Annotated in this window: 19 protein-coding genes; 3 read left to right on the forward strand and 16 right to left on the reverse strand. The window is 60.8% G+C overall.

All coding sequences use genetic code 11. The features are described 5' to 3' along the window. Positions 1–34: 34 nt before the first annotated feature. The 8 genes from PRI8871_RS02910 to PRI8871_RS02945 all read right to left on the reverse strand — a co-directional run bounded on the left by PRI8871_RS02910 (position 35) and on the right by PRI8871_RS02945 (position 8,198). Positions 35–1,504: a mannitol dehydrogenase family protein gene (locus PRI8871_RS02910; RefSeq protein WP_108884674.1), complete on the reverse strand. Its 1,470-nt coding sequence runs from the start codon at positions 1,502–1,504 to the stop codon at positions 35–37. Then, complete coding sequence (locus tag PRI8871_RS02915; protein ID WP_108884675.1) at positions 1,504–2,277, reverse strand: L-iditol 2-dehydrogenase; 774 nt, start codon at positions 2,275–2,277, stop codon at positions 1,504–1,506. Before PRI8871_RS02915 ends, PRI8871_RS02910 begins: the two co-directional genes overlap by 1 nt. Then, the gene (locus tag PRI8871_RS02920; RefSeq protein ID WP_108884676.1) at positions 2,274–3,278 is read right to left on the reverse strand and encodes an ABC transporter ATP-binding protein; all 1,005 of its coding nucleotides are present in this window, start codon (positions 3,276–3,278) and stop codon (positions 2,274–2,276) included. Before PRI8871_RS02920 ends, PRI8871_RS02915 begins: the two co-directional genes overlap by 4 nt. Positions 3,279–3,290: 12 nt before the next feature. Beyond that, positions 3,291–4,121, reverse strand: coding sequence for a carbohydrate ABC transporter permease (locus PRI8871_RS02925; protein WP_108884677.1), 831 nt, complete (start codon positions 4,119–4,121; stop codon positions 3,291–3,293). A 14-nt stretch (positions 4,122–4,135) separates the two neighbouring features. Then, entirely contained in the window at positions 4,136–4,999 is an 864-nt protein-coding gene (locus PRI8871_RS02930; RefSeq protein ID WP_108884678.1) for a carbohydrate ABC transporter permease, read from the reverse strand. A gap of 118 nt (positions 5,000–5,117) precedes the next feature. Then, positions 5,118–6,422, reverse strand: coding sequence for an ABC transporter substrate-binding protein (locus PRI8871_RS02935; RefSeq protein ID WP_108884679.1), 1,305 nt, complete (start codon positions 6,420–6,422; stop codon positions 5,118–5,120). A 151-nt stretch (positions 6,423–6,573) separates the two neighbouring features. Further along, complete coding sequence (locus PRI8871_RS02940; protein WP_108884680.1) at positions 6,574–7,530, reverse strand: sugar-binding transcriptional regulator; 957 nt, start codon at positions 7,528–7,530, stop codon at positions 6,574–6,576. Next, entirely contained in the window at positions 7,527–8,198 is a 672-nt protein-coding gene (locus PRI8871_RS02945; RefSeq protein WP_245897751.1) for an HAD family hydrolase, read from the reverse strand. Before PRI8871_RS02945 ends, PRI8871_RS02940 begins: the two co-directional genes overlap by 4 nt. A 146-nt stretch (positions 8,199–8,344) precedes the next feature. On the opposite strand from PRI8871_RS02945, the gene PRI8871_RS02950 reads away from it, so the two are divergent. After that, positions 8,345–9,286 carry a 2-hydroxyacid dehydrogenase gene (locus PRI8871_RS02950; RefSeq protein WP_108884682.1) on the forward strand — a complete coding sequence of 314 codons (942 nt, stop codon included), beginning with the start codon at positions 8,345–8,347 and terminating at the stop codon, positions 9,284–9,286. Between the two features lie 207 nt (positions 9,287–9,493). Here PRI8871_RS02950 and denD read toward each other — a convergent pair whose 3' ends face one another. The 7 genes from denD to PRI8871_RS02985 form a co-directional block, all read right to left on the reverse strand. Beyond that, on the reverse strand, positions 9,494–10,459 hold the full coding sequence (gene denD / locus PRI8871_RS02955; protein ID WP_108884683.1) for a D-erythronate dehydrogenase: 966 nt from the start codon (positions 10,457–10,459) through the stop codon (positions 9,494–9,496). After that, the gene (locus PRI8871_RS02960) at positions 10,456–11,373 is read right to left on the reverse strand and encodes a sugar kinase (RefSeq protein WP_108884684.1); all 918 of its coding nucleotides are present in this window, start codon (positions 11,371–11,373) and stop codon (positions 10,456–10,458) included. The genes denD and PRI8871_RS02960 overlap by 4 nt, the downstream gene beginning before the upstream one ends. Beyond that, positions 11,370–12,221, reverse strand: coding sequence for an SMP-30/gluconolactonase/LRE family protein (locus PRI8871_RS02965; protein WP_108884685.1), 852 nt, complete (start codon positions 12,219–12,221; stop codon positions 11,370–11,372). Before PRI8871_RS02965 ends, PRI8871_RS02960 begins: the two co-directional genes overlap by 4 nt. Next, the gene (locus tag PRI8871_RS02970) at positions 12,218–13,339 is read right to left on the reverse strand and encodes a fumarylacetoacetate hydrolase family protein (RefSeq protein WP_108884686.1); all 1,122 of its coding nucleotides are present in this window, start codon (positions 13,337–13,339) and stop codon (positions 12,218–12,220) included. Before PRI8871_RS02970 ends, PRI8871_RS02965 begins: the two co-directional genes overlap by 4 nt. 3 nt (positions 13,340–13,342) lie before the next feature. Then, positions 13,343–14,257: a dihydrodipicolinate synthase family protein gene (locus PRI8871_RS02975; RefSeq protein WP_108884687.1), complete on the reverse strand. Its 915-nt coding sequence runs from the start codon at positions 14,255–14,257 to the stop codon at positions 13,343–13,345. An 82-nt stretch (positions 14,258–14,339) separates the two neighbouring features. Beyond that, positions 14,340–14,939, reverse strand: coding sequence for a LysE family translocator (locus PRI8871_RS02980; protein WP_108884688.1), 600 nt, complete (start codon positions 14,937–14,939; stop codon positions 14,340–14,342). Between the two features lies 1 nt (position 14,940). Beyond that, positions 14,941–15,969, reverse strand: a complete 1,029-nt coding sequence (locus PRI8871_RS02985; protein ID WP_108884689.1) for an L-idonate 5-dehydrogenase — start codon at positions 15,967–15,969, stop codon at positions 14,941–14,943. Positions 15,970–16,070: 101 nt separating this feature from the next. Between PRI8871_RS02985 and PRI8871_RS02990 the strand changes: the two genes are divergently transcribed. After that, positions 16,071–16,832, forward strand: a complete 762-nt coding sequence (locus PRI8871_RS02990) for an SDR family oxidoreductase (protein ID WP_108884690.1) — start codon at positions 16,071–16,073, stop codon at positions 16,830–16,832. 24 nt (positions 16,833–16,856) lie between these two features. Next, positions 16,857–17,780, forward strand: coding sequence for an NAD(P)-dependent oxidoreductase (locus tag PRI8871_RS02995; RefSeq protein WP_108884691.1), 924 nt, complete (start codon positions 16,857–16,859; stop codon positions 17,778–17,780). Here the strand turns inward: PRI8871_RS02995 and PRI8871_RS03000 are convergent. Next, positions 17,777–18,781, reverse strand: a complete 1,005-nt coding sequence (locus PRI8871_RS03000) for a LacI family DNA-binding transcriptional regulator (RefSeq protein WP_108884692.1) — start codon at positions 18,779–18,781, stop codon at positions 17,777–17,779. The genes PRI8871_RS02995 and PRI8871_RS03000 overlap by 4 nt on opposite strands. Positions 18,782–18,849: the final 68 nt, after the last annotated feature.

Below are 18,849 nucleotides of genomic sequence, written 5' to 3' on the forward strand. Positions count from 1 at the left end.
AAGGCGCGCCTTTTTTGTTTGGGTTCGCTACGGGTTAGCCCGCGATATAGGCGGTCAGGGTCGCCTTCACACCCTTGTTCCACAGGTCCGACAGATGGCGCGCAAACGCCGCGCTATAGTCGGCGTTCTGGCCAAGCGTGCCGAACACGGTGGTGTTCTCCAGGAAGGCCTGCGGGCGGTCCTTGGCCTCCAGCGCGCGCTGCTTCAACTCGGCGTGGTTGTCATCGTTCGGCGCAATCGCGTTGCCAGTCTCATCGACCCCGGCGCAATAGCGGCACCACAGCGCGGTTTCCAGCGCCAAACCGTCATAGGCCTTGCCCGAGGCCAAGGCATCCGACAGCGTCGGCAGGATGAACTTGGGCTGGCGGTTCGACCCGTCCAGACACAGGCGCGGGATCGTGTCGCCCACTTCGGGGTTCGAAAAACGGTCCACGATCAAGGCCTGATAATCGGCATAGCTGACACCATCAATCGGCGACAGGGTCGGCACGATTTCGCGTTCTTCCAGCGCGATCAGCCAGTCGCGGATCAGCGGATCGGCCATGGCGTCATGCACAAAGTGATGCCCGATCAGCGCGGAAGGGTAGGCAATCGCCGCGTGCCCGCCGTTCAGAATGCGCAGCTTCATCAGCTCGTATTCGGCGACATTGGCCACGAATTCCGCGCCGACCTTTTCAAGGGCAGGGCGGCCTTGCGGGAACTTGTCCTCTAGCACCCACTGGCGGAAGGGTTCGCACACCACCGGCGCGGCATCGGTGATGCCGAACTTTTCGGCCACCAGATTGCGTTCGCGGTCCGATGTGGCGGGGGTGATGCAATCGACCATCGAACTGGGGAAGGCCACATTGGCGGCGACCCAGTCTGCCTCGGCCGGATCAATCAGCGCGGCCAGCCCGCAAACCGTGCGTTTGGCCACATGGCCATTTTCCGGCAGGTTGTCGCACGACATCACGGTGAACGGATCTAGCCCCGCTGCGCGGCGCTGGCGCAGGGCGGCAAGGATCATCCCAAACACAGTGCGCGGCGCGTCCGGCGTTGCGGCATCGCCTGCGATCTCGGGGTGGGCGGCATCAAAGCCGTCGGTCTTGGCATCGACGAAATAACCGCCTTCGGTGATCGTCAGCGATACGATCTTCACCTCGGGATTGGCCATGGCGGCGATTGTCTTGGCTGGATCGACCTCGGTAAAATCAATCATCGACCCGATGACACGGGCGCTTAGCCCATTTGGGTCAAGCTCGACCACCGTGGTCAGCCAATCTTGCCCGGCCAGCGCATCGCGCATCCGCGCGTCGCCTGCGCGAACACCGGCGCCGCGAATGGCCCAGTCATGGCTTTCGCCCATGGCAAACAGTCGATCCAGATAATGAGCCATGTGGGCACGGTGAAAGTTCCCGACGCCAACATGCACAATTCCAGCCTTCAGGGCACCGCGATCATAGCTGGGGTGCGCAACCGTCTGGGGCAACTGGGCCAGACTTTGGGTATTCAGGGCAATCGTCATCAGCTCATCCACTGGCCGCCATCTACGTTATAAGTCTGCGCAACGATGTATTCGGCCTCATCCGAGGCCAGAAACACCGCCATGCCAGTCAGGTCTTCGGCGCGACCCATGCGGCCATAGGGAACGCTTGCACCGACTTCTTTTTTCTTTTGGCCGGGCGCTTTGTTTTCGTACTTGGCAAAGAAGGCGTCGACGCCGTCCCAATGCTCGCCATCTACCACGCCCGGAGCGATGGCGTTCACATTGATGCCATGTTGAATAAGGTTCAGACCTGCCGATTGCGTCAGCGAAATGACGGCGGCCTTGGTGGCGCAATAGACCGCGACAAGGGATTCCCCCCGGCGGCCCGCTTGGCTGGCCATGTTGATGATGCGGCCTTTGATGCCGCGTTCGATCATGTGCTTGGCCACGGCCTGCATGGTGAACAGGGTGCCGCCCACATTGATGTCAAAGACGCGATTGTAATCGTCGCGCGTGATCTCAACGATGGGGGAGGCTGTGAACAGAGCGGCATTGTTGATCAGAATGTCGATCTGGCCCAGTTTGTCCGCCGTTTCCGCAACGGCGGCGTCGATGCTGGTTTGATCGGTCACGTTCATTTCAACCGCAATCGCCGCATCGCCCAGTTCTGCGGCGGCTTCGCGCGCGCGGGCGATGTTGATATCGGCAATGGCAACGCGTGCCCCTTCACGCACATAGGCATGCGCGAAAGCCAGTCCGATGCCGCGCGCCGATCCGGTGATCAGCGCGGTTTTTCCCTCAAGTCGTTTCATTCGATACGAAGTCCTTGTGCGTCGAACTTGTGGATCTTGTCGGCTTCGGGCGTCAGATAGACCGTATCGCCATGGTGCAGAGCAAATTCGCCGCCTACACGCACTGTCATGGTCTCGGCCAATCCGGTGTCATGCACATGCAGGAAGGTGTCAGATCCAAGATGTTCGGACACGCCAACCACGCCTTTCCACTGGCCATCGCTGGCCGATGCGGTCAGATGTTCGGGCCGGATGCCGATGCACTGTGCGTCGTGTTTGGCCGCTTCGGCCCCTTCGATAAAGTTCATCTTGGGCGAACCGATGAAGCCTGCGACAAAGCGGTTGCGCGGCGCGCGGTATAGGTCCAGCGGGCTTCCGACCTGTTCGATCACACCAGCCTGAAGCACGACGATCTTGTCGGCCATGGTCATGGCTTCGACCTGATCGTGGGTCACATAAACCATCGTCGTGGCGAGTTTCTTGTGAAGCTCAGAGATTTCCATCCGCATGCCCACACGCAGCGCGGCATCAAGGTTCGACAGCGGTTCGTCAAACAAGAAGGCCGATGGTTCGCGCACAATGGCACGGCCAATCGCCACGCGCTGACGCTGACCACCAGACAGCTGGCCGGGGCGACGCTCAAGGTAGTCCGTCAAGTTCAGCGCCTTGGCGGCGGCTTCGATCCGGCGGTCCTGTTCGGCTTGGTCGATGCCAGCCATTTTCATCGGGAAGGCGATATTTTTGCGAACGGTCATATGCGGGTAAAGCGCGTAGGACTGGAACACCATGGCCAGCTTGCGCTTGGCCGGGGCCAGATTGGTTGCGTCTTCGCCGTCGATGCGAATCTGGCCACCGCTGACATCTTCCAGACCGGCAATCAGGCGCAGTAGGGTGGATTTACCGCAGCCCGAGGGGCCGACGAATACCACAAACTCTCCGTCCTCGATGGTCAGGTTCAGCGGCGGGATGACCGTCACATCGCCAAAGGTTTTCGTGACGTTTTCAAGTGTAATGCGTCCCATAGGTCGAAATCCTTATTTCACTGCGCCAAAGGTCAGGCCACGCACCAGTTGTTTCTGGCTGAACCACCCCATGATCAGGATCGGGGCAATGGCCATGGTCGAGGCGGCAGAGAGCTTGGCATAGAACAGGCCTTCAGGGCTGGAATAGCTGGCAATGAAGGCGGTCAGCGGGGCGGCTTTGGCCGCGGTCAGGTTGAGGGTCCAGAACGCTTCGTTCCAGGCCAGGATGATATTGAGCAAGATGGTCGATGCGATGCCCGGCACAGCCATCGGCGTCAGAACATAGATGATCTCGTTCTTCAGGCTGGCCCCATCCATCCGCGCCGCTTCCAGAATTTCGCCCGGAATTTCGCGGAAATAGGTGTACAGCATCCAGACGATGATCGGCAGGTTGATCAGCATCAGTACGATCACCAGACCGGCGCGGCTGTCCAGAAGGCCCAGTTTGATGAACAGCAGGTAGATCGGGTAAAGCACCCCAACCGCCGGCAGCATCTTGGTGGACAGCATCCACATCAGGATGTCCTTGGTGCGCCGTCCGGGGACAAAGGCCATCGACCAAGCCGCCGGAATGGCCACGATGATACCCAGTACGGTGGACCCACATGCAATGATGATCGAGTTGGTCAGATACCGCAGATAGTCCGAGCGTTCCTGAACGATCGCGTAGTTTTCCAGCGTCCAGTCAAAGAACAGGAACACCGGCGGGGCTGCGATCGCCTGACCTTCGGTCTTGAAGCTGGTCAGGATGGTCCAAAGGATCGGAAAGAAGATCAGCAGACCAACTGCCCAAGCGATGGCGGTATTGATGGCCTTGCCGCGGGTCGTAACACTACGTGCCATGGATCGTCCCCCTATTAATCCAGGTTCTTGCCGACGATGCGCATGAGGAACATGGCAACGATATTGGCAAGGATGATTGCGTAGACACCACCGGCCGAGCCAAGGCCAACGTTCTGGCTTTCCAACACGCGCTGGAAGATCAGGTAGCTCAGGGTCTTGGTGCCGAATGCACCGCCCGTGGTGACGAAGATTTCTGCGAAAACGGCCAGCAGGAAGATGGTCTGGATCAGAACCACAACAGTGATGGCGCGGCTGAGGTGCGGCAGGATGATGTACCAGAACCGTTTTACCGGCGGTGCCCCATCCATTTCCGAGGCTTCAAGCTGTTCGCCGTCCAGCGATTGAATGGCGGTCAGCAGGATCAGCGTGGCAAAGGGCAGCCACTGCCAGCTGACGATAATAATGATCGACGGCATTGACGCTTGCGACATCCACTGGATCGGCTCGGCCCCGAAGGCGCGCCACAGGTGGGCCAGCAGGCCGTTGATCGGGTCCATGAACATGTTCTTCCAGATCAGCGCCGAAACGGTCGGCATGACGAAGAACGGCGCGATAACCAGAATGCGGACAATGCCTTGGCCCCACATCGGGCGGTCCAGAAGCAGCGCCAGCAGCACGCCAAGAACCACCGTGATGACCAGAACGCTGACCACCAGGGTCAGGGTCGTTGCAATGCTGGGCCAGAAGGAACTGGAGGTGACAAAGCGCGAATAGTTTTCAAAACCGACCCATCCCAGATCACCGCCACGCAGGGGCAGGTATTTCTTGAATGAGAAATAAAGCGTCATCACCAGCGGAACGAGCATCCATCCCAGAAGCAAGATAACCGCCGGTGCGATCATGATGCGGGCCGCTGAACGAGAGTGTTGGGTTGCCATAAATACACGTCCTCTGTTGGCAGCGGTGACACCACCTTACGTCGTAATGCGAGTTGTGCTGGAAAGTTGTCGGAAACGGGGGGCAGCGCGATGGCTACCCCCCGTACCGGAGGAAGGCTTAGCGGTAGCCAGCTGCTTCCATTGCGTCGTTGGTCAGGGCTTGTGCCTTGGCCAGCGCTTCTTCGATGGTCTGTTGACCTGCATATGCCGCCGAGAACTCCTGGCTGACATCGGTTGCGATGCCCGCGAATTCCGGGATGGCCGCGAACTGAACACCCACATAGGGGGCTTCGTTCACGGTGGCGTTCAGCGGATCAGCCGACAGGATCGAGTCCAGCGTTTTCTGAGCGAACGGAACTTCCATGTAGTTCGGGTTTTCGTACAGCGAGGTACGTGCACCCGGAGGAACGTTTGCCCAGCCTTCGTTGGCCGCAACGGTTTCAATGTACGACTTCGAGGTTGCCCATTCGATGAACTGCTTTGCAGCCGCTTCTTTCTGGGTGCCTGCCGGGATGGCCAGAGCCCATGCCCACAGCCAGTTCGAACGCTTGCCCAGACCATTGTCAGGTGCCAGAGCGAAGCCAACGTGGTCAGCAACGGTCGAGTCCTTGGGGTTGGTCACGAAGGACGCCGCCACAGTGGCGTCGATCCACATGCCGCACTTGCCCTGCTGGAACAGCGACAGGTTTTCGTTGAAGCCGTTGGTGGCGTAACCGGCGGGGCCGGATTCATCCATCATGCCCTTGAAGAAGGTCAGCGTATCAAGCCAAGGCTTCTGGTCAAAGGTTGCGCCCCAGCTCATGTCGAACCACTGCGCACCGAACGAGTTGGACATCGCGGTGATGAATGCACCACCTTCGCCCCAACCGGCCTTGCCGCGCAGGCAGACACCGTTGATGTCGTTGTCGCGGTCGGTCATGGCAGCCGCGGCTTCACGAATGAAGGTCCAGGTCGGCGCGTCCGGCATGTCCAGACCTGCTTTTTCCATCAGGTCGGTGCGGTACATGATCATCGAGCTTTCGCCGTAGAACGGTGCCGCATAAAGCGTGCCGTCATAGCTCAGGCCGCCTGCCATTGCGGGCAGGATGTCGGCGGCGTCATATTCGGCCGACAGATCGTTCAGCGGAACCAGCCAGCCGTTCGCACCCCAGATCGGGGTTTCGTACATGCCGATGGTCATGATGTCGAAGGCACCACCCTTGGTCGAAATGTCGGTGGTCACACGCTGGCGAAGAACGTTTTCTTCCAGGGTCACCCACTCAACTTCCACGCCGGTTTGCGCGGTGAACTGGTCCGTATAGCCCTGCATACGGATCATGTCGCCGTTGTTTACGGTCGCGATGGTGATGGTTTCGGCCGATGCAACACCCGCAAAGGTGCACAGAGCCGTTGCGCCCAAAAGGGCGCGTACTGTGTTGGTCATGCTATCCTCCCTATCCGCAACGCCCCCAGTGGGCAATTGCTAACAGTGTGGGCAAATATTCAACATTAAAAGCTGAGTCTGTCAACAGGCATTAAAAAACTGCCGCAAAATTTGCGACAGCTCATTGAAACAAAAGATAATTTTCTGCCCTTTATGACAGAAGCGCCTCGGCAGTGGCCTCGCTTGTGATCAAGCCATTGACCAACCTACCCTTCAGGGCAGCCCGGATCGCGAGGCGTTTCTTTTTGCCGAGCGCGACAGCAACCACCGGATTCTCGCCGGCTTTGGACAGTGGCGCACTGGCGACGCGACTGTTGAAATCGCAGTCCAGAATCTCGCCCTGCGAATCGTAGACCCAGCTGGTGATCTCCCCCGCCGCGCCCAGCCGCTCTAGCTCTTCCATCTCCTCGTCGGCGACAAACCCGTCCACATGCAGCGGGGCGGATCGGTCCATCTGGCCGATGCCAACCAAGGTGAAATCCGCGCGGGCGCAGAGGTCCATCGTGTTTCGCACAGCTTCTTGTTTCAGCAATACGCTGCGTTCCGCCTGTGTCGGTGCCAGAACCGGCAAAGGATAGGGGTAGTGGCGCGCGCCAACCCGGTCGGCCATGCGCACCGTCGCATTGTAGGGCGTGGCAAGCCCGTCCGACATCATGTTCCCAAGGCGCGACACCAGCCGATGCTGCGGGCAATCCATCCGCGTCAGTTGCTGAACGCAAGCCTTGAGCGCACGGCCCGTCCCAAGCGCGATGATCTTTTCATCCGGTTGCTTGAGGATTTTTTCCAACTCAGCCGCCGCCGCAATCGCCACGCCCGTCAAAAGGTCAGGGGCATCCGGGTCCGTCGGCACCACCTCGCAGATCTGAAGCCCGTAGCGATCCTTCAACTGTTCGGCCAGATCCATGCAATTGCCAATCGGGTGATCGATCCGCACCTTCACCAACCGCTCGCTCACAGCCATGGCGACCAAACGCTGCGCGGATTGGCGGCTGACCCCCAATTTCCGTGCGATTTCGTCCTGTGTATTGCCCGCCACATAGTACAGCCACCCGGCACGGGCGGCATCGTCCAAACGGCTGTTGGAGGCAATGAAACGGTCTTTGGTCATAGGGCCGACCCCCCTTGGAGCTTTTCGAACAGGTGCGGGAAATCGGCCCAATTGTCAAAACTTGGCACGAAGAACGGCACGTCAGGCTGGCTGCCCATCATGTGCGACCCACCGCAATAGGCAAGCGCCACCGCATCGGCGGACCGAGCGGCGACCAATCCCGGCGCGCTGTCTTCGATCACCAAGGCTCGCCGCGGGCTGACCCCCATTTGACGGCAGGCAAACAACACCAGATCGGGGGCCGGTTTGCCATTTTCCACCTGCGACGCAGTAAAGACATTCCCATCGAAGTGCTTGGCAAGGCCTGAAATTTCCAAACTGCGACTGGCCCGTGTCGGGCTAGAGGACGTAGCCACGCAGATCGGCAGATTCAAGTGTTCCAACACGTCCGGCAGGCCGGGGGTCGGGCGCAGCTCGGTCTCAAACCGCTTCAACAGGGCCGCGCGATACCGGGTTTCGAAATCGGCGGGCAGATGCGGCGCCACGCCAGACCGCAAAGTCTTGGCAACGGTCGGAAAGCTCCGCCCAAGAAAATGCTTGCGCACGTAGGGCCGGTCGATCGTCACGCCGATCTTGTCCAATTCGTCGATCATAACGTCCGCAGACAGCACCTCGCTGTCGATCAGAACCCCGTCACAATCAAAAACAATCAGATCTATCGCGCTCATCTTTACCCCTTGGCGTGGCATCACTCAGCGCCGGCAACATGCATGAAGAGTATTTTTCTGACCAGAGCAGAATTTTTAGATTTGGTATACCAAATCTTTTTGTGCAATATGCGTCGAACTCGAACCGCCCCAAACAGGAGCCCGAAATGACTTCGCCCAAAGTGCTCGCCATCGGCAGCTATACCCCCATCGATGCCACTGCCTTGACCGAGGACTTGCAGGCCCAGATCCTGCCCAACTGGGATGCCGTTGCAGCCCTCAGTACCGATGACCGCGCCAATGTGGTCGCTGTCGCCTACAAAGGGCACCACGCGTTCGGCGGTGACCGGATGGATCTGTTCCCAAACCTCAAACTGATCGCGAATTTCGGGGTTGGCTACGATGCGATTGACGTCTCGGCGGCGACCCCGCGCGGCATCAAGGTTACCAACACGCCCGACGTGCTGAATGATGACGTGGCCGACACCGCCGTCGCACTGCTTCTGTCGCAATGCCGCGCCCTGCGCCAAGGCGAAGAACTGGTGCGCAGCGGCAACTGGTCCAAAGGCGATCTGCCATTGAACCGCAAAGTCTCGGGCGGCAAAGTCGGCATCCTCGGGCTGGGCCGCATTGGCCGCGAAATCGCCGATCGACTGGCCGCGTTCAAAATGGATATCCACTATTACGCCCGGTCCGAAAAAGACACGCCCGGCTGGACGTTCCACGCTGATCCGGTGGCCTTGGCCGAGGCGGTGGATTTCCTCGTCGTGGCGCTGGTCGGTGGCAAGGAGACCGAAAAATTCGTGTCTCGTCAGGTGCTTGAGGCGCTCGGCCCGCGCGGTGTGATCGTCAATATCTCACGCGGGACCACCATCGACGAAGAGGCAATGATCCAAGCGCTGCAAAACGGCACATTGGGCGGCGCAGGCCTTGATGTCTTCCTGAATGAGCCGAACATCGACCCGCGCTTTGCCGCTTTGGAGAACGTCGCGTTGCAACCGCACCAAGGCTCTGGAACCGTGGAAACCCGCGCCGCCATGGGCCAGCTTCAGCGCGACAACATCGCCAATTTCCTGAACGGCACGGCGCTTTTGACCCCGGTCAACTGATCGCGCCCAGATCCCAAAAATCAGTATCCCCGCCAAAGGTCGGAGCCTCCGGCGGGGATATTTTTGGTCAGAAAATACTGGGAACACTGTGCCTTTTCTGACCCCAAATATCCCGGGGGAGGCGCGCAGCGCCGGGGGCAGCGCCCCCATACCGCCCGCGCTGCCAAGCGCGGGCTTACCTGGTGCGCCGAAAGGCGCGCAATTGGATCAGGGCTTGGGTTTGTCGTCCTCGAGGTAGTAACGGATATTGTCCTCAAAGCTCTCATCGGCTTCCAGGCCCAGTGCGATGGACTTTTCCGGGCGCATGTCAAAGCGCCAGCCGTTCACGATGCGCTCGATCTCGGGTTGGCTTTCCCACTTGATCAGCTTCGCGGCCTCGGGGCCTGCAACGGCGGTCATGGCATCGACCAGTTGGCGGATGGTCCAGGTACGGCCCGGCATCATCATGCAGCGGTTCATGCCCAGATCCTCGGTCGGGATTTCCGCGCCTTTGATCAGGTTCTCCACGCATTTGCGGGGGCTTAGGTAGTAATGCGGGAAGTCCTCGCCGACCGGGCAGATCGCCTCTTGACCGTTCAGAGGCTCACGCAGGATCGACGACATAAAGCTTGAGGCCGCGCGGTTCGGTTTGCCGGGGCGAACCGAGATCGTCGGCAGGCGGAAGCCGCGCCCGTCCACATAGCCTTTGCGCGAATAGTCGTTCAGCAGCAGCTCGCCAATGGCCTTCTGTGCGCCATAAGATGTTTGCGGGTTCAGGAAGGTGTGGTCGATAATCGGGTCCGGCACCTCGCCGCCGTACACGGCGATGGAAGAGGTGAACACTACGACGGGCTTGGTTTCCAGCGCACGGGCGCGTTCCAGCACGTTCAGCGTGCCCATCATGTTGATGGCATAGCCCAGATCGAACTCTTCCTCGGCCTGGCCCGAGACGATGGCGGCCAGAAGGTAGATGACATCTGTATCGGCTTCGATCAGGCTATCCACGCTGGCGCGATCTGCGATATCACAGGTCTTACGCTCGACCGCGAAGGGCGCGTCGATGGGCGCGGGATCGACCACATCGGCCAGTACAAGGCTGGTGATCTCGGTGTCGCGCAGGTGGCCGCGCGCGGCCAGCGCTTTGCCCAGTTTCTGGCCGACAAGGCCGCCGCCGCCGATAATCAGAACTTTCATGCCTTCTCTCCCTCGAAGATGGCGCGGACGATGGCGCCTTTGTGTTGGATGACCTGAGCGGCCAATGCGCAGGCCTGTTGCGCGGCAATCTTTGGCGGGGCCCCGGTGCGCAGTGCGCATAGAAAGCCTGCGCCGAAACTGTCGCCTGCTGCGGTGCTGTCGACTTGTGTGACTTTCAGCGTCTGGGTCGTTTCAATTCCGGTCTCGGCGCTCCAGACGGTGACGTCGCCGCCTCCGTTCTTGACCGCAATGACGGTCGCGCCGCCTTTGCGATAGCGCTCAATCGTGGCTTCGGGCGTGGCATCGCCAAACAGCGCCTCCTCCTCGTCGAACGAGGGCAGCACGCAATCGGCCACAGACGCGCCAAGGGTCAGCCCGTCCTTCATGGCCTGTTCGCTTTCCCAAAGCCGGGGGCGCAGGTTGGTGTCGAACGAAACAAAGGCCCCGTTGGCCCGCGCCTTGGCAACCGCCGCACAGAACCGCTGGCGTGCATCAGGCGCAAGGATGGCCAGCGTGATGCCGGAAAAGTGGATCACGTCGCGCCCGGTCAGCGTGGCCTCCAGCCAAGCCTCATTATCGGCCATGGTCTTGGCCGCTGATTGGCCGCGCCAATAGGAGAAGCTGCGCTCTCCGTCTTTCAGCGCGATGGTATAAAGCCCCACCGTGCGGTCGGAAACGCGCCGAATGGCCGAGGTATCGACCCCTTCGCCTGCGATAAAGCCCAGCATCCCGTCGCTGGCTGCATCGGTGCCAACGCAGGTGCCATAGGCAACGGTCCAATCCTCGCCCAGCAGGCGGCGGGCGTACCATGCGGTGTTGAACGTGTCCCCCGCATAGCCCATGCGGCAAAGCCCATCAGTTGCGGGGGCGATTTCGATCATGCATTCGCCAAGGGCCAGAAAGCTGCGGGTCATAGAAGAACCTTGGGTTCGGGCAGGCCCACGGCGCCGACCGTGCCGATAAAGGTCTGTCCATCGAAATCGGTCGGCTCCGTCAGGTTTTGACGGGCACTGCTGAGGTACATTTGGGTGAAATCCGCGCCGCCAAAGGCCGGGCAGGTGGTTTGCCTGGCCGCCAGGGGCTGCGACGACAGCTCGGACCCATCCGGCGCATGGCAGGTCAGTTTCGCCAGCCCGTAATGGGTGCACCAGATATTGCCCTGCGCATCGGTCACGGCCCCATCTGGGCGGTATTGATCGGACGCCAAATCAAGGAATACCTCGCGTTCGGCGGCGGGCCAGCCGGTGTCTGGATCAAGCGCCACGCGCCAGATCTTACCGCGCGGGGTATCGGCAAAATAGGTATAGCTGCGGTCAGGGGCGAAACACGTGGCGTTGGGGATCGACCAGTCGCCGTAAAGTTTGCGCAGCTCGCCCTTGTAATAGCGATAATAGGCGCCCGCACCGGGTTCGGCCTGTTTGCCCATTGTGCCAATCCAGAACCCGCCCCAAGGGTCGGCCCGCCCATCGTTGGAGCGGGTGATTGGGTTGTCGGCCTCCAGATCACACAGCACTGTATGTTGCCCGGTTTCTATATCGAATTTCAGAAGCGCCTTTTCATGGGCGATCATCAGCGTGTTTTCATCTACCAGACCGGCGGCGGACACATGGCCGTCAAACGTCCAATGACGGTGCACGCCGTTGCCCTTTTCATACAGGGTGCAGTTGTTGATATCGAACCAGAAAAAGGTCTGCCGGTCCGGGTGCCAGATCGGCCCTTCGCCAAGGCTGCATTGGGTGTCGTCAAAGACGGAAAAGGTCATTGCAAAAGCCCCCTCTGGGCCAGATTGCGCATCAAGGCGGTGGTGCCAAAGGTCCATTCCGGGCACTCGGTCGACAGGCGCACGGTGTTGCGCAGGGTGCCAAGCTTGGGCTCGGAAATCTCAACCACATCGCCGACTTTGTGGGTAAAGCCCTGACCTTCGGTGTCACGGTCCTGAATGGGCGCAAACAGGGTGCCAAGGAACAGGAAGAACCCGTCAGGGTATTGGTGATGGCGGCCAATGGTTTGCTTGACCAGATCGGCGGGCTTGCGGCTGATTTTGTTCATCAGCGACGCACCATTGAGGATAAAGCCATCCTCGCCGGTTACGGTCAGGGTCAGTTCGGCGTTTTCCACGTCATCCATGGTAAAGCCGTCGTCGAACAGGCGCAGCATCGGGCCGATGGAGCATGAGGCGTTGTTGTCCTTCGCCTTACCCAGCAGCAGGGCCGAGCGGCCCTCGACATCGCGCAGGTTCACATCATTGCCCAGCGTCGCGCCAAGGATCTGACCGCGCGAATTGACGGCCAGAACGATCTCGGGCTCGGGGTTGTTCCAGTTGGAAATCGGGTGCAGGCCCACATCCGCGCCCCAGCCGACAGCGGCCATGGGCTGGCATTTGGTAAAGACCTCGGCGTCGGGGCCAATGCCCACCTCAAGGTATTGCGACCACATGCCTTCGGCTTGCAGCACGCGCTTGACCTCCATCGCCTTGGGCGAACCGGGTTCGATGCCCGACAGGCTATCGCCGATGACCGATTGCACCTTGGCGCGGATTTCCTGCGCCAGATCGGCGTTTCCGGCGGCTTTTTCCTCGATCACGCGTTCGACCATTGACTGGGCGAAGGTCACGCCGCTGGCTTTGATCGCCTGAAAATCGGCGGGCGCCAACAGGTGCAGCGCCCCAGACGCCAGATCGCCAACCGAGCCGATGGCCTCGCCTTCCGCGCCGCGCACATAGGCGGCGGGGGCGTCCATTTCCAGCAGGTCATGCATGGTCGGGCAGGCGGGCGAGGTGATGTCGATCACCGCGCCGTCCCGAATGGTCACAACAGCAGGGCCAATGCCGGGGCGCGAAACGCGCCCCACCAAGGTTGCATTTGGATCGGTTGGCAGCATGGCTTATTTCCCCCAGCGCAGGACAAGCGGATCCAGCGGCCTCAGCAGCTCGATCAGCAGCGACCGCGTGTCCGGGTGCAAGGGCGCAATCGGATGGCGGCAGAACTCGGACTTGATGATACCGCCTTCAACCATCGCCGCCTTGGCAGAGCGGAAGCCGCACTGGCGGTTTTCATGGTTCACGGCGGGCAGTACGCGTGCATAGCCTTCGATCGCGGCTTGGCGGTTGCCAGCAAGGAAATCACGAACAATCGGGCCGATCAGATCGGGGATCATCGCACTGGTCATGGTGCCGGTGCAGCCTGCGTCCAGATCGGCCAGCAGGGTGATCGCCTCTTCGCCGTCGAACGGGCCTTCGATGAAATCGCCGCCCTCCGCAATCAGGCTGCGCAACTTGGCGGCGGCCTGCGGGCATTCGATCTTGAACAGCTTCAGCATCTCGATCTCTTGGGCCATCTTGACCAGCAAGGGCACAGGCAGATCAACACCCGACAAGGGCGCGTCTTGCAGCATGATCGGAATACCGACCTCGCCCACTTGGCGGAACTGCTCAAACGTTTGCTCGGCGGTGCCTTTCAGAAGCGCGCCGTGGTAGGGCGGCATCATCATCACGATATCGGCGCCAAGGCCTTTGGCGAACTGGGCGCGTTCCACCACGATGGGCGTTGCGAAATGGCTGATCGTCACGATCACCGGCACGCGGCCGGCCACATGTTCAAGGCAAACACGGGTCAGAATGGCGCGTTCTTCGTCAGATATCAAAAACTGTTCCGAGAAGTTGGCCAGAATGCAGATGCCATCGACGCCTTGGTCGATCATGCAATCCAGAACGCGTTTCATACCCTCGGTGTCGATGCTGCCATCGGCATGGAAGGGGGTGGGGGCCACCGGCCAGATGCCGGTATAGGGTTTGGTCATGAGATCCCTCTCACGTCAGTGTTTCGGTACAGGGTGAGGTGGCGGAGGGTGCCGCCGTGGGTGTTCAGTGTGCGGAGTGCCATCACGCGGCCCTCAACGCGGAAAGGATTGCCAAAACCACGACGCCCAGCATCGCGGCGGCCATGCCGTAATTGATCATGCGCTGGCGGCTTGGCGGCAGGTCTAGACGGTGCAGCGTGACGCCCGCCCATAGCCACGCCAGATGGATCGGAATCCAGATCGCATTGGCGATGATCAGCTTTGAAACCGTCTCGGCCACCAGATTGTCGGGCCAGAAGGCAAAGCCGGTATAGAGCGCGGTATTCACCGCATAGGCCTTGGGGTTGATGATTTGCAGCAGAATGCCGTTGGTCAGGCCGGGGGCTTTCTTGGCCTCGATAAAGGCGATCTTCGACCCGGCAAAAGCGATCTTGCTGGCCAGATACAGCAGGTAGGCCACCGACAGCGCCATGAGCACCGTGCGCACAACAGGAACGCTGAAGACAATTGCCGCGAGCCCCGAGATGACGGCCAGCCCGACGATATTCGTGCCGATGAACAGACCCGTCACATAGGACAGACCAGGCCGGAACCCATAAGCCGCGCCAACGCCTGCCGTCGTCAGAACGCCCGGTCCGGGGGTGACGATCAGCAGGAATACGGCGACGGCAAAGGTCAGCATATCAGAACTCCAACTGGACCTTCATGGATTGCGACTTGTCGTTCGCGGTCTCAAAGGCGGTTTGGAAATCATCCAGTGCAAATGTGTGCGTGACCAGCGGTTTTACGTCGATCAACCCGGCTTGCATGAATTTCACAGCGGTGCGGAATTCCTCGTGGAAGCGGAATGATCCGCGCATTTCCAGCTCTTTCGCGGTGATTTTCATCATCGGGATCGCCATATCGCCGCCAAGGCCAAGCTGGATGATGATCCCACGCGGGCGCATCGCATCCAATGCGCCAACCAGCGCGGGCTGTGCGCCGGAACATTCCATAAGGATATCGACTTGGCCTTTGCCCGCCTTGTAGGGGGCCAGCGCGTCGGGGTTGTCTTTGGTGTTCAGCACCACATCCGCGCCCGCCTGCTTGGCAAAGCCAAGCGCACGCTCGGCGATATCGACGGCAACGATCTCCTCGGCCCCGGCGCGGCGGGCGGCAAGGATCGCCAGCACGCCAATTGGGCCGCAGCCCGTGACCAGCACCCGCTTGCCCAGCATCGGCCCCGCGCGGCGCACGGCGTGCAGGCACACCGACAGCGGTTCGGCCATCGCGGCCTCGCCCGCGGTCAGGCCGTCGGCTTTGACGCATTGGCTGGCCATTGCGGTCAATTCGGTGCGGAACGCGCCTTGGATATGCGGGAAGGGCATGGCCGAGCCATAAAAGCGCATGTTCAGGCAGTGGTTCGGCGCATCGCGCAGGCAGTATTCGCACGCCCCGCAAGGGCGCGACGGCGACACCGCCACCAGATCGCCCACAGCCAGCTCGCCCACGCCGTCGCCAATGGCGGTAATCTCGCCCGCAACCTCATGGCCCAGCACCATCGGTTCCTTCAGGCGCACATCGCCAAAGCCGCCGTGGTTGAAGTAATGCAGGTCAGATCCACAGATCCCGCCGCGTTTGATCGCCACGGTAACATGACCCGCTGCCGGGGCCTCGGCCGACATGGGTTCCAGCCGCAAATCGCGGGCCCCATGAGCATAAAGCGCTTTCATACGAATTCCTCCATGCCGGTCCCTTGGACTCGGCTTTGCGTTACCCTAGAAATGGTATACCATTTTTGCAAGCGGTGAGTGCGGCCGCACTAGGAGGACTTATGTCATTGTTTGATTTGACGGGCCGGATGGCCCTTGTGACCGGCTCGTCGATGGGAATCGGGCAGGCGCTGGCCAAAGGCTTGGCCGAGGCGGGGGCGACGATTGTCATGAACGCCCGCAATCCCGAACGTCTGGCAGAATCCGCCGCAGCGCTGCGGGCCGAAGGGCATACCGTGCACGAACTGGCGTTCGATGTGACCGACCACGACGGTGTGCGCGCCGCGATTGACCGGTTCGAGGCCGAAGTAGGCGCGATTGATATCCTGATCAACAACGCAGGCATGCAGTTCCGCACGCCGTTGCAGGACTACCCGCATGATATGTTCGAAAAGCTGCTGGCGACCAACGTGACCTCGGTTTTCAACGTGGGCCAAGCTGTTGCGCGTCATATGATCGGGCGCGGCAAGGGGCGGATCATCAACATCGCCTCGGTGCAGACCAAACTCGCCCGCCCCGGCATTGCGCCCTACACGGCGACCAAGGGCGCGGTTGCGAACCTGACCCAAGGCATGGCCACCGATTGGGCTCCGCTGGGCCTGAACTGCAACGCCATTGCGCCGGGCTATTTCGACACGCCGCTAAACGCCGCTCTGGTGGCGGATGCCGATTTCAGCGCTTGGCTGGAAAAGCGCACCCCCGCAGGCCGTTGGGGCAAGATCGAGGAACTGGTGGGCGCGGCGGTGTTCCTATCGTCCGATGCCTCGACTTTTGTAAATGGACACACTCTATTCGTTGACGGCGGCATCACTGCCTGCCTGTAATCGCACCTTTGGGAGGAGGGACGCATGTCGGACAAACCCGTTATCGGCTTTATCGGCCTTGGCTATATGGGCCATGGCATGGCCAAGAACATCATTCAGAACGGCTATGCCCTGTATGTAAAGGGCAACCGGAACCGCACGCCGGTGGAAAGGCTTGTGGGCATGGGCGCGACCGAAGTCGCCTCGCCGAAGGCAATGGCCGAGGCTTGCGATATCATCCACATCTGCCTGTCGAATTCGGCTCAGGTCGAGGGCATCATGCGCGGGCCTGATGGTATTCTGGCCTCGGGCAAGGCCGGGCTGGTGGTGATTGACGCCACCACCGCAGACCCCGTTTCGACCGAGGCGCTGGCCGCCGAGATGGCCGAGGTTGGGATGCATATGGTTGACGCCCCGCTGGGCCGTACCCCCAAAGAGGCCGAGGCCGGAACGCTGGATGTGATGGTTGGCGCAGATGCCGATGTGTTTGCCCGCGTGCTTCCAGTGATCGAATGCTGGGGCGGCAATATCAACCACGTCGGCCCCGTGGGCGCGGGCCACAAGATGAAGCTGATCATGAACTTCATCTCGATGGGCTATGCCGCCATGTATGCTGAGGCGGTGACGCTGGCCGCGAAATCGGGCCTGTCGCCGCAAACGGTGAACACGGTGATTGGCGGCAGCCGGTTGAACAACGGCTTCTTCGAAACCTTCATGCGCTATGCCGTGGGCCGCGATAAGAATGCGCATCTGTTCAGCATCGCCAATGCCTCGAAGGACGTGCGCTATGCGGCGAATATGGCGATGGCAAACGGCGTTGTGAACCCGATCGGTGCGGCCATCCGCAACAGCTTTGCCAGCGCCGAGGCCGTGGGCAAGGGCGGGCATTATGTGCCAATGCTGGCCGACCACATCGCCGAGATCAACGGGCTTGATCTGGCCGAAGAGGTTAAGAAAGGCGAAGGTTAACTGGTCCCGCGCCGGATCAACTCGAACCCCATATCAATGACTGTCGGGGGCAGAGGCGCGGCCTTGGTTCCCGACAGGATCAAGTCTGCGGCCTTGGCCCCGATGGCGTGGCCGTCAATGCGCAGGGTTGTCAGCGCCAGCCCCGCATCAGAGGCCAGATCGAAATCACCAAACCCCGTCAGCGCCAGATCGCGCGGAACAGACAGCCCGCGCCGCATCGCCTCGCAATAGGCGCCCAAGGCAATCGCGTCGGACACGCAAACCACGGCATCGGTGTCGGGGTAACGCTCAAGGATTTGCGCCAGCCCCGCCGCACCAATCCCTGCGCCTTTCAAATCGGCGGGCATCAGGGCAACGCGCGGCTCTTGCCCGGCAATCGCTCGGAGGTAACCGCTTTGACGCAATTGTCCGCGCCGGTCATTCGCGCGGTCAGGGCCGATAAAGGCAATGCGTTTGCGGCCTGTTTCCACCAGATGACGGGTGATCGCCTCGCCCGCTGCGGCGTTGGAAAATCCGATGGCGGCGTGGATCGGGCTTTCGGGCAGCTCCCACAGTTCAATCACCGGCACGCCTGCGCGGTTCATCAGGGTTCGGGCGGCCTCGGTGTGCTGATCGCTGGTCAAGACCAACGCATCGGGGCGGCGGCCCAACATGGTGGCGGCAAGGCTGGCCTCGGTCTCAGGCTCATACTCGGTGTTGCCAAGCAGCAGTTGATACCCTTCGGCCCGGAGCCCGGTCGATAGCCCTTCGATGGTCGAGGCAAAGATCGACGCCTCAAGCGTTGAGACAAGCGCGCCAACCATACGGCTGCGTTGCGACGACAGCGCGCCGGCCGTTTCATCGGGCACATAGCCCAGTTTGGCAATTGCGGCCTGCACCTTGTCTCGGGTGGTTTGGCTGACCTTGGTCGGCGTGCGGATCACGCGGCTGACGGTGATGGTGCCAACGCCGGCCTCGCGGGCCACGTCGCCCATCGTCACCCATTTCTTCTCTAGCGCCATGGCTCAATTCCTTCTTGACGGGTTTGAAATACCGATGGTATCGATACCAAGCAAGTCATGGTATCGAT

This window comes from Pseudoprimorskyibacter insulae (assembly GCF_900302505.1).
Classification (GTDB): Bacteria; Pseudomonadota; Alphaproteobacteria; order Rhodobacterales; family Rhodobacteraceae; genus Pseudoprimorskyibacter; species Pseudoprimorskyibacter insulae.

What these genes read in the sequence shown, in the direction of transcription:
- PRI8871_RS02910 (WP_108884674.1), bottom strand. Translation starts at nt 1,504, where the DNA reads ATGACGATTGCCCTGAATACCCAAAGTCTGGCCCAGTTGCCCCAGACG.
- PRI8871_RS02915 (WP_108884675.1), bottom strand. Translation starts at nt 2,277, where the DNA reads ATGAAACGACTTGAGGGAAAAACCGCGCTGATCACCGGATCGGCGCGC.
- PRI8871_RS02920 (WP_108884676.1), bottom strand. Translation starts at nt 3,278, where the DNA reads ATGGGACGCATTACACTTGAAAACGTCACGAAAACCTTTGGCGATGTG.
- PRI8871_RS02925 (WP_108884677.1), bottom strand. Translation starts at nt 4,121, where the DNA reads ATGGCACGTAGTGTTACGACCCGCGGCAAGGCCATCAATACCGCCATC.
- PRI8871_RS02930 (WP_108884678.1), bottom strand. Translation starts at nt 4,999, where the DNA reads ATGGCAACCCAACACTCTCGTTCAGCGGCCCGCATCATGATCGCACCG.
- PRI8871_RS02935 (WP_108884679.1), bottom strand. Translation starts at nt 6,422, where the DNA reads ATGACCAACACAGTACGCGCCCTTTTGGGCGCAACGGCTCTGTGCACC.
- PRI8871_RS02940 (WP_108884680.1), bottom strand. Translation starts at nt 7,530, where the DNA reads ATGACCAAAGACCGTTTCATTGCCTCCAACAGCCGTTTGGACGATGCC.
- PRI8871_RS02945 (WP_245897751.1), bottom strand. Translation starts at nt 8,198, where the DNA reads ATGAGCGCGATAGATCTGATTGTTTTTGATTGTGACGGGGTTCTGATC.
- PRI8871_RS02950 (WP_108884682.1), top strand. Translation starts at nt 8,345, where the DNA reads ATGACTTCGCCCAAAGTGCTCGCCATCGGCAGCTATACCCCCATCGAT.
- denD (WP_108884683.1), bottom strand. Translation starts at nt 10,459, where the DNA reads ATGAAAGTTCTGATTATCGGCGGCGGCGGCCTTGTCGGCCAGAAACTG.
- PRI8871_RS02960 (WP_108884684.1), bottom strand. Translation starts at nt 11,373, where the DNA reads ATGACCCGCAGCTTTCTGGCCCTTGGCGAATGCATGATCGAAATCGCC.
- PRI8871_RS02965 (WP_108884685.1), bottom strand. Translation starts at nt 12,221, where the DNA reads ATGACCTTTTCCGTCTTTGACGACACCCAATGCAGCCTTGGCGAAGGG.
- PRI8871_RS02970 (WP_108884686.1), bottom strand. Translation starts at nt 13,339, where the DNA reads ATGCTGCCAACCGATCCAAATGCAACCTTGGTGGGGCGCGTTTCGCGC.
- PRI8871_RS02975 (WP_108884687.1), bottom strand. Translation starts at nt 14,257, where the DNA reads ATGACCAAACCCTATACCGGCATCTGGCCGGTGGCCCCCACCCCCTTC.
- PRI8871_RS02980 (WP_108884688.1), bottom strand. Translation starts at nt 14,939, where the DNA reads ATGCTGACCTTTGCCGTCGCCGTATTCCTGCTGATCGTCACCCCCGGA.
- PRI8871_RS02985 (WP_108884689.1), bottom strand. Translation starts at nt 15,969, where the DNA reads ATGAAAGCGCTTTATGCTCATGGGGCCCGCGATTTGCGGCTGGAACCC.
- PRI8871_RS02990 (WP_108884690.1), top strand. Translation starts at nt 16,071, where the DNA reads ATGTCATTGTTTGATTTGACGGGCCGGATGGCCCTTGTGACCGGCTCG.
- PRI8871_RS02995 (WP_108884691.1), top strand. Translation starts at nt 16,857, where the DNA reads ATGTCGGACAAACCCGTTATCGGCTTTATCGGCCTTGGCTATATGGGC.
- PRI8871_RS03000 (WP_108884692.1), bottom strand. Translation starts at nt 18,781, where the DNA reads ATGGCGCTAGAGAAGAAATGGGTGACGATGGGCGACGTGGCCCGCGAG.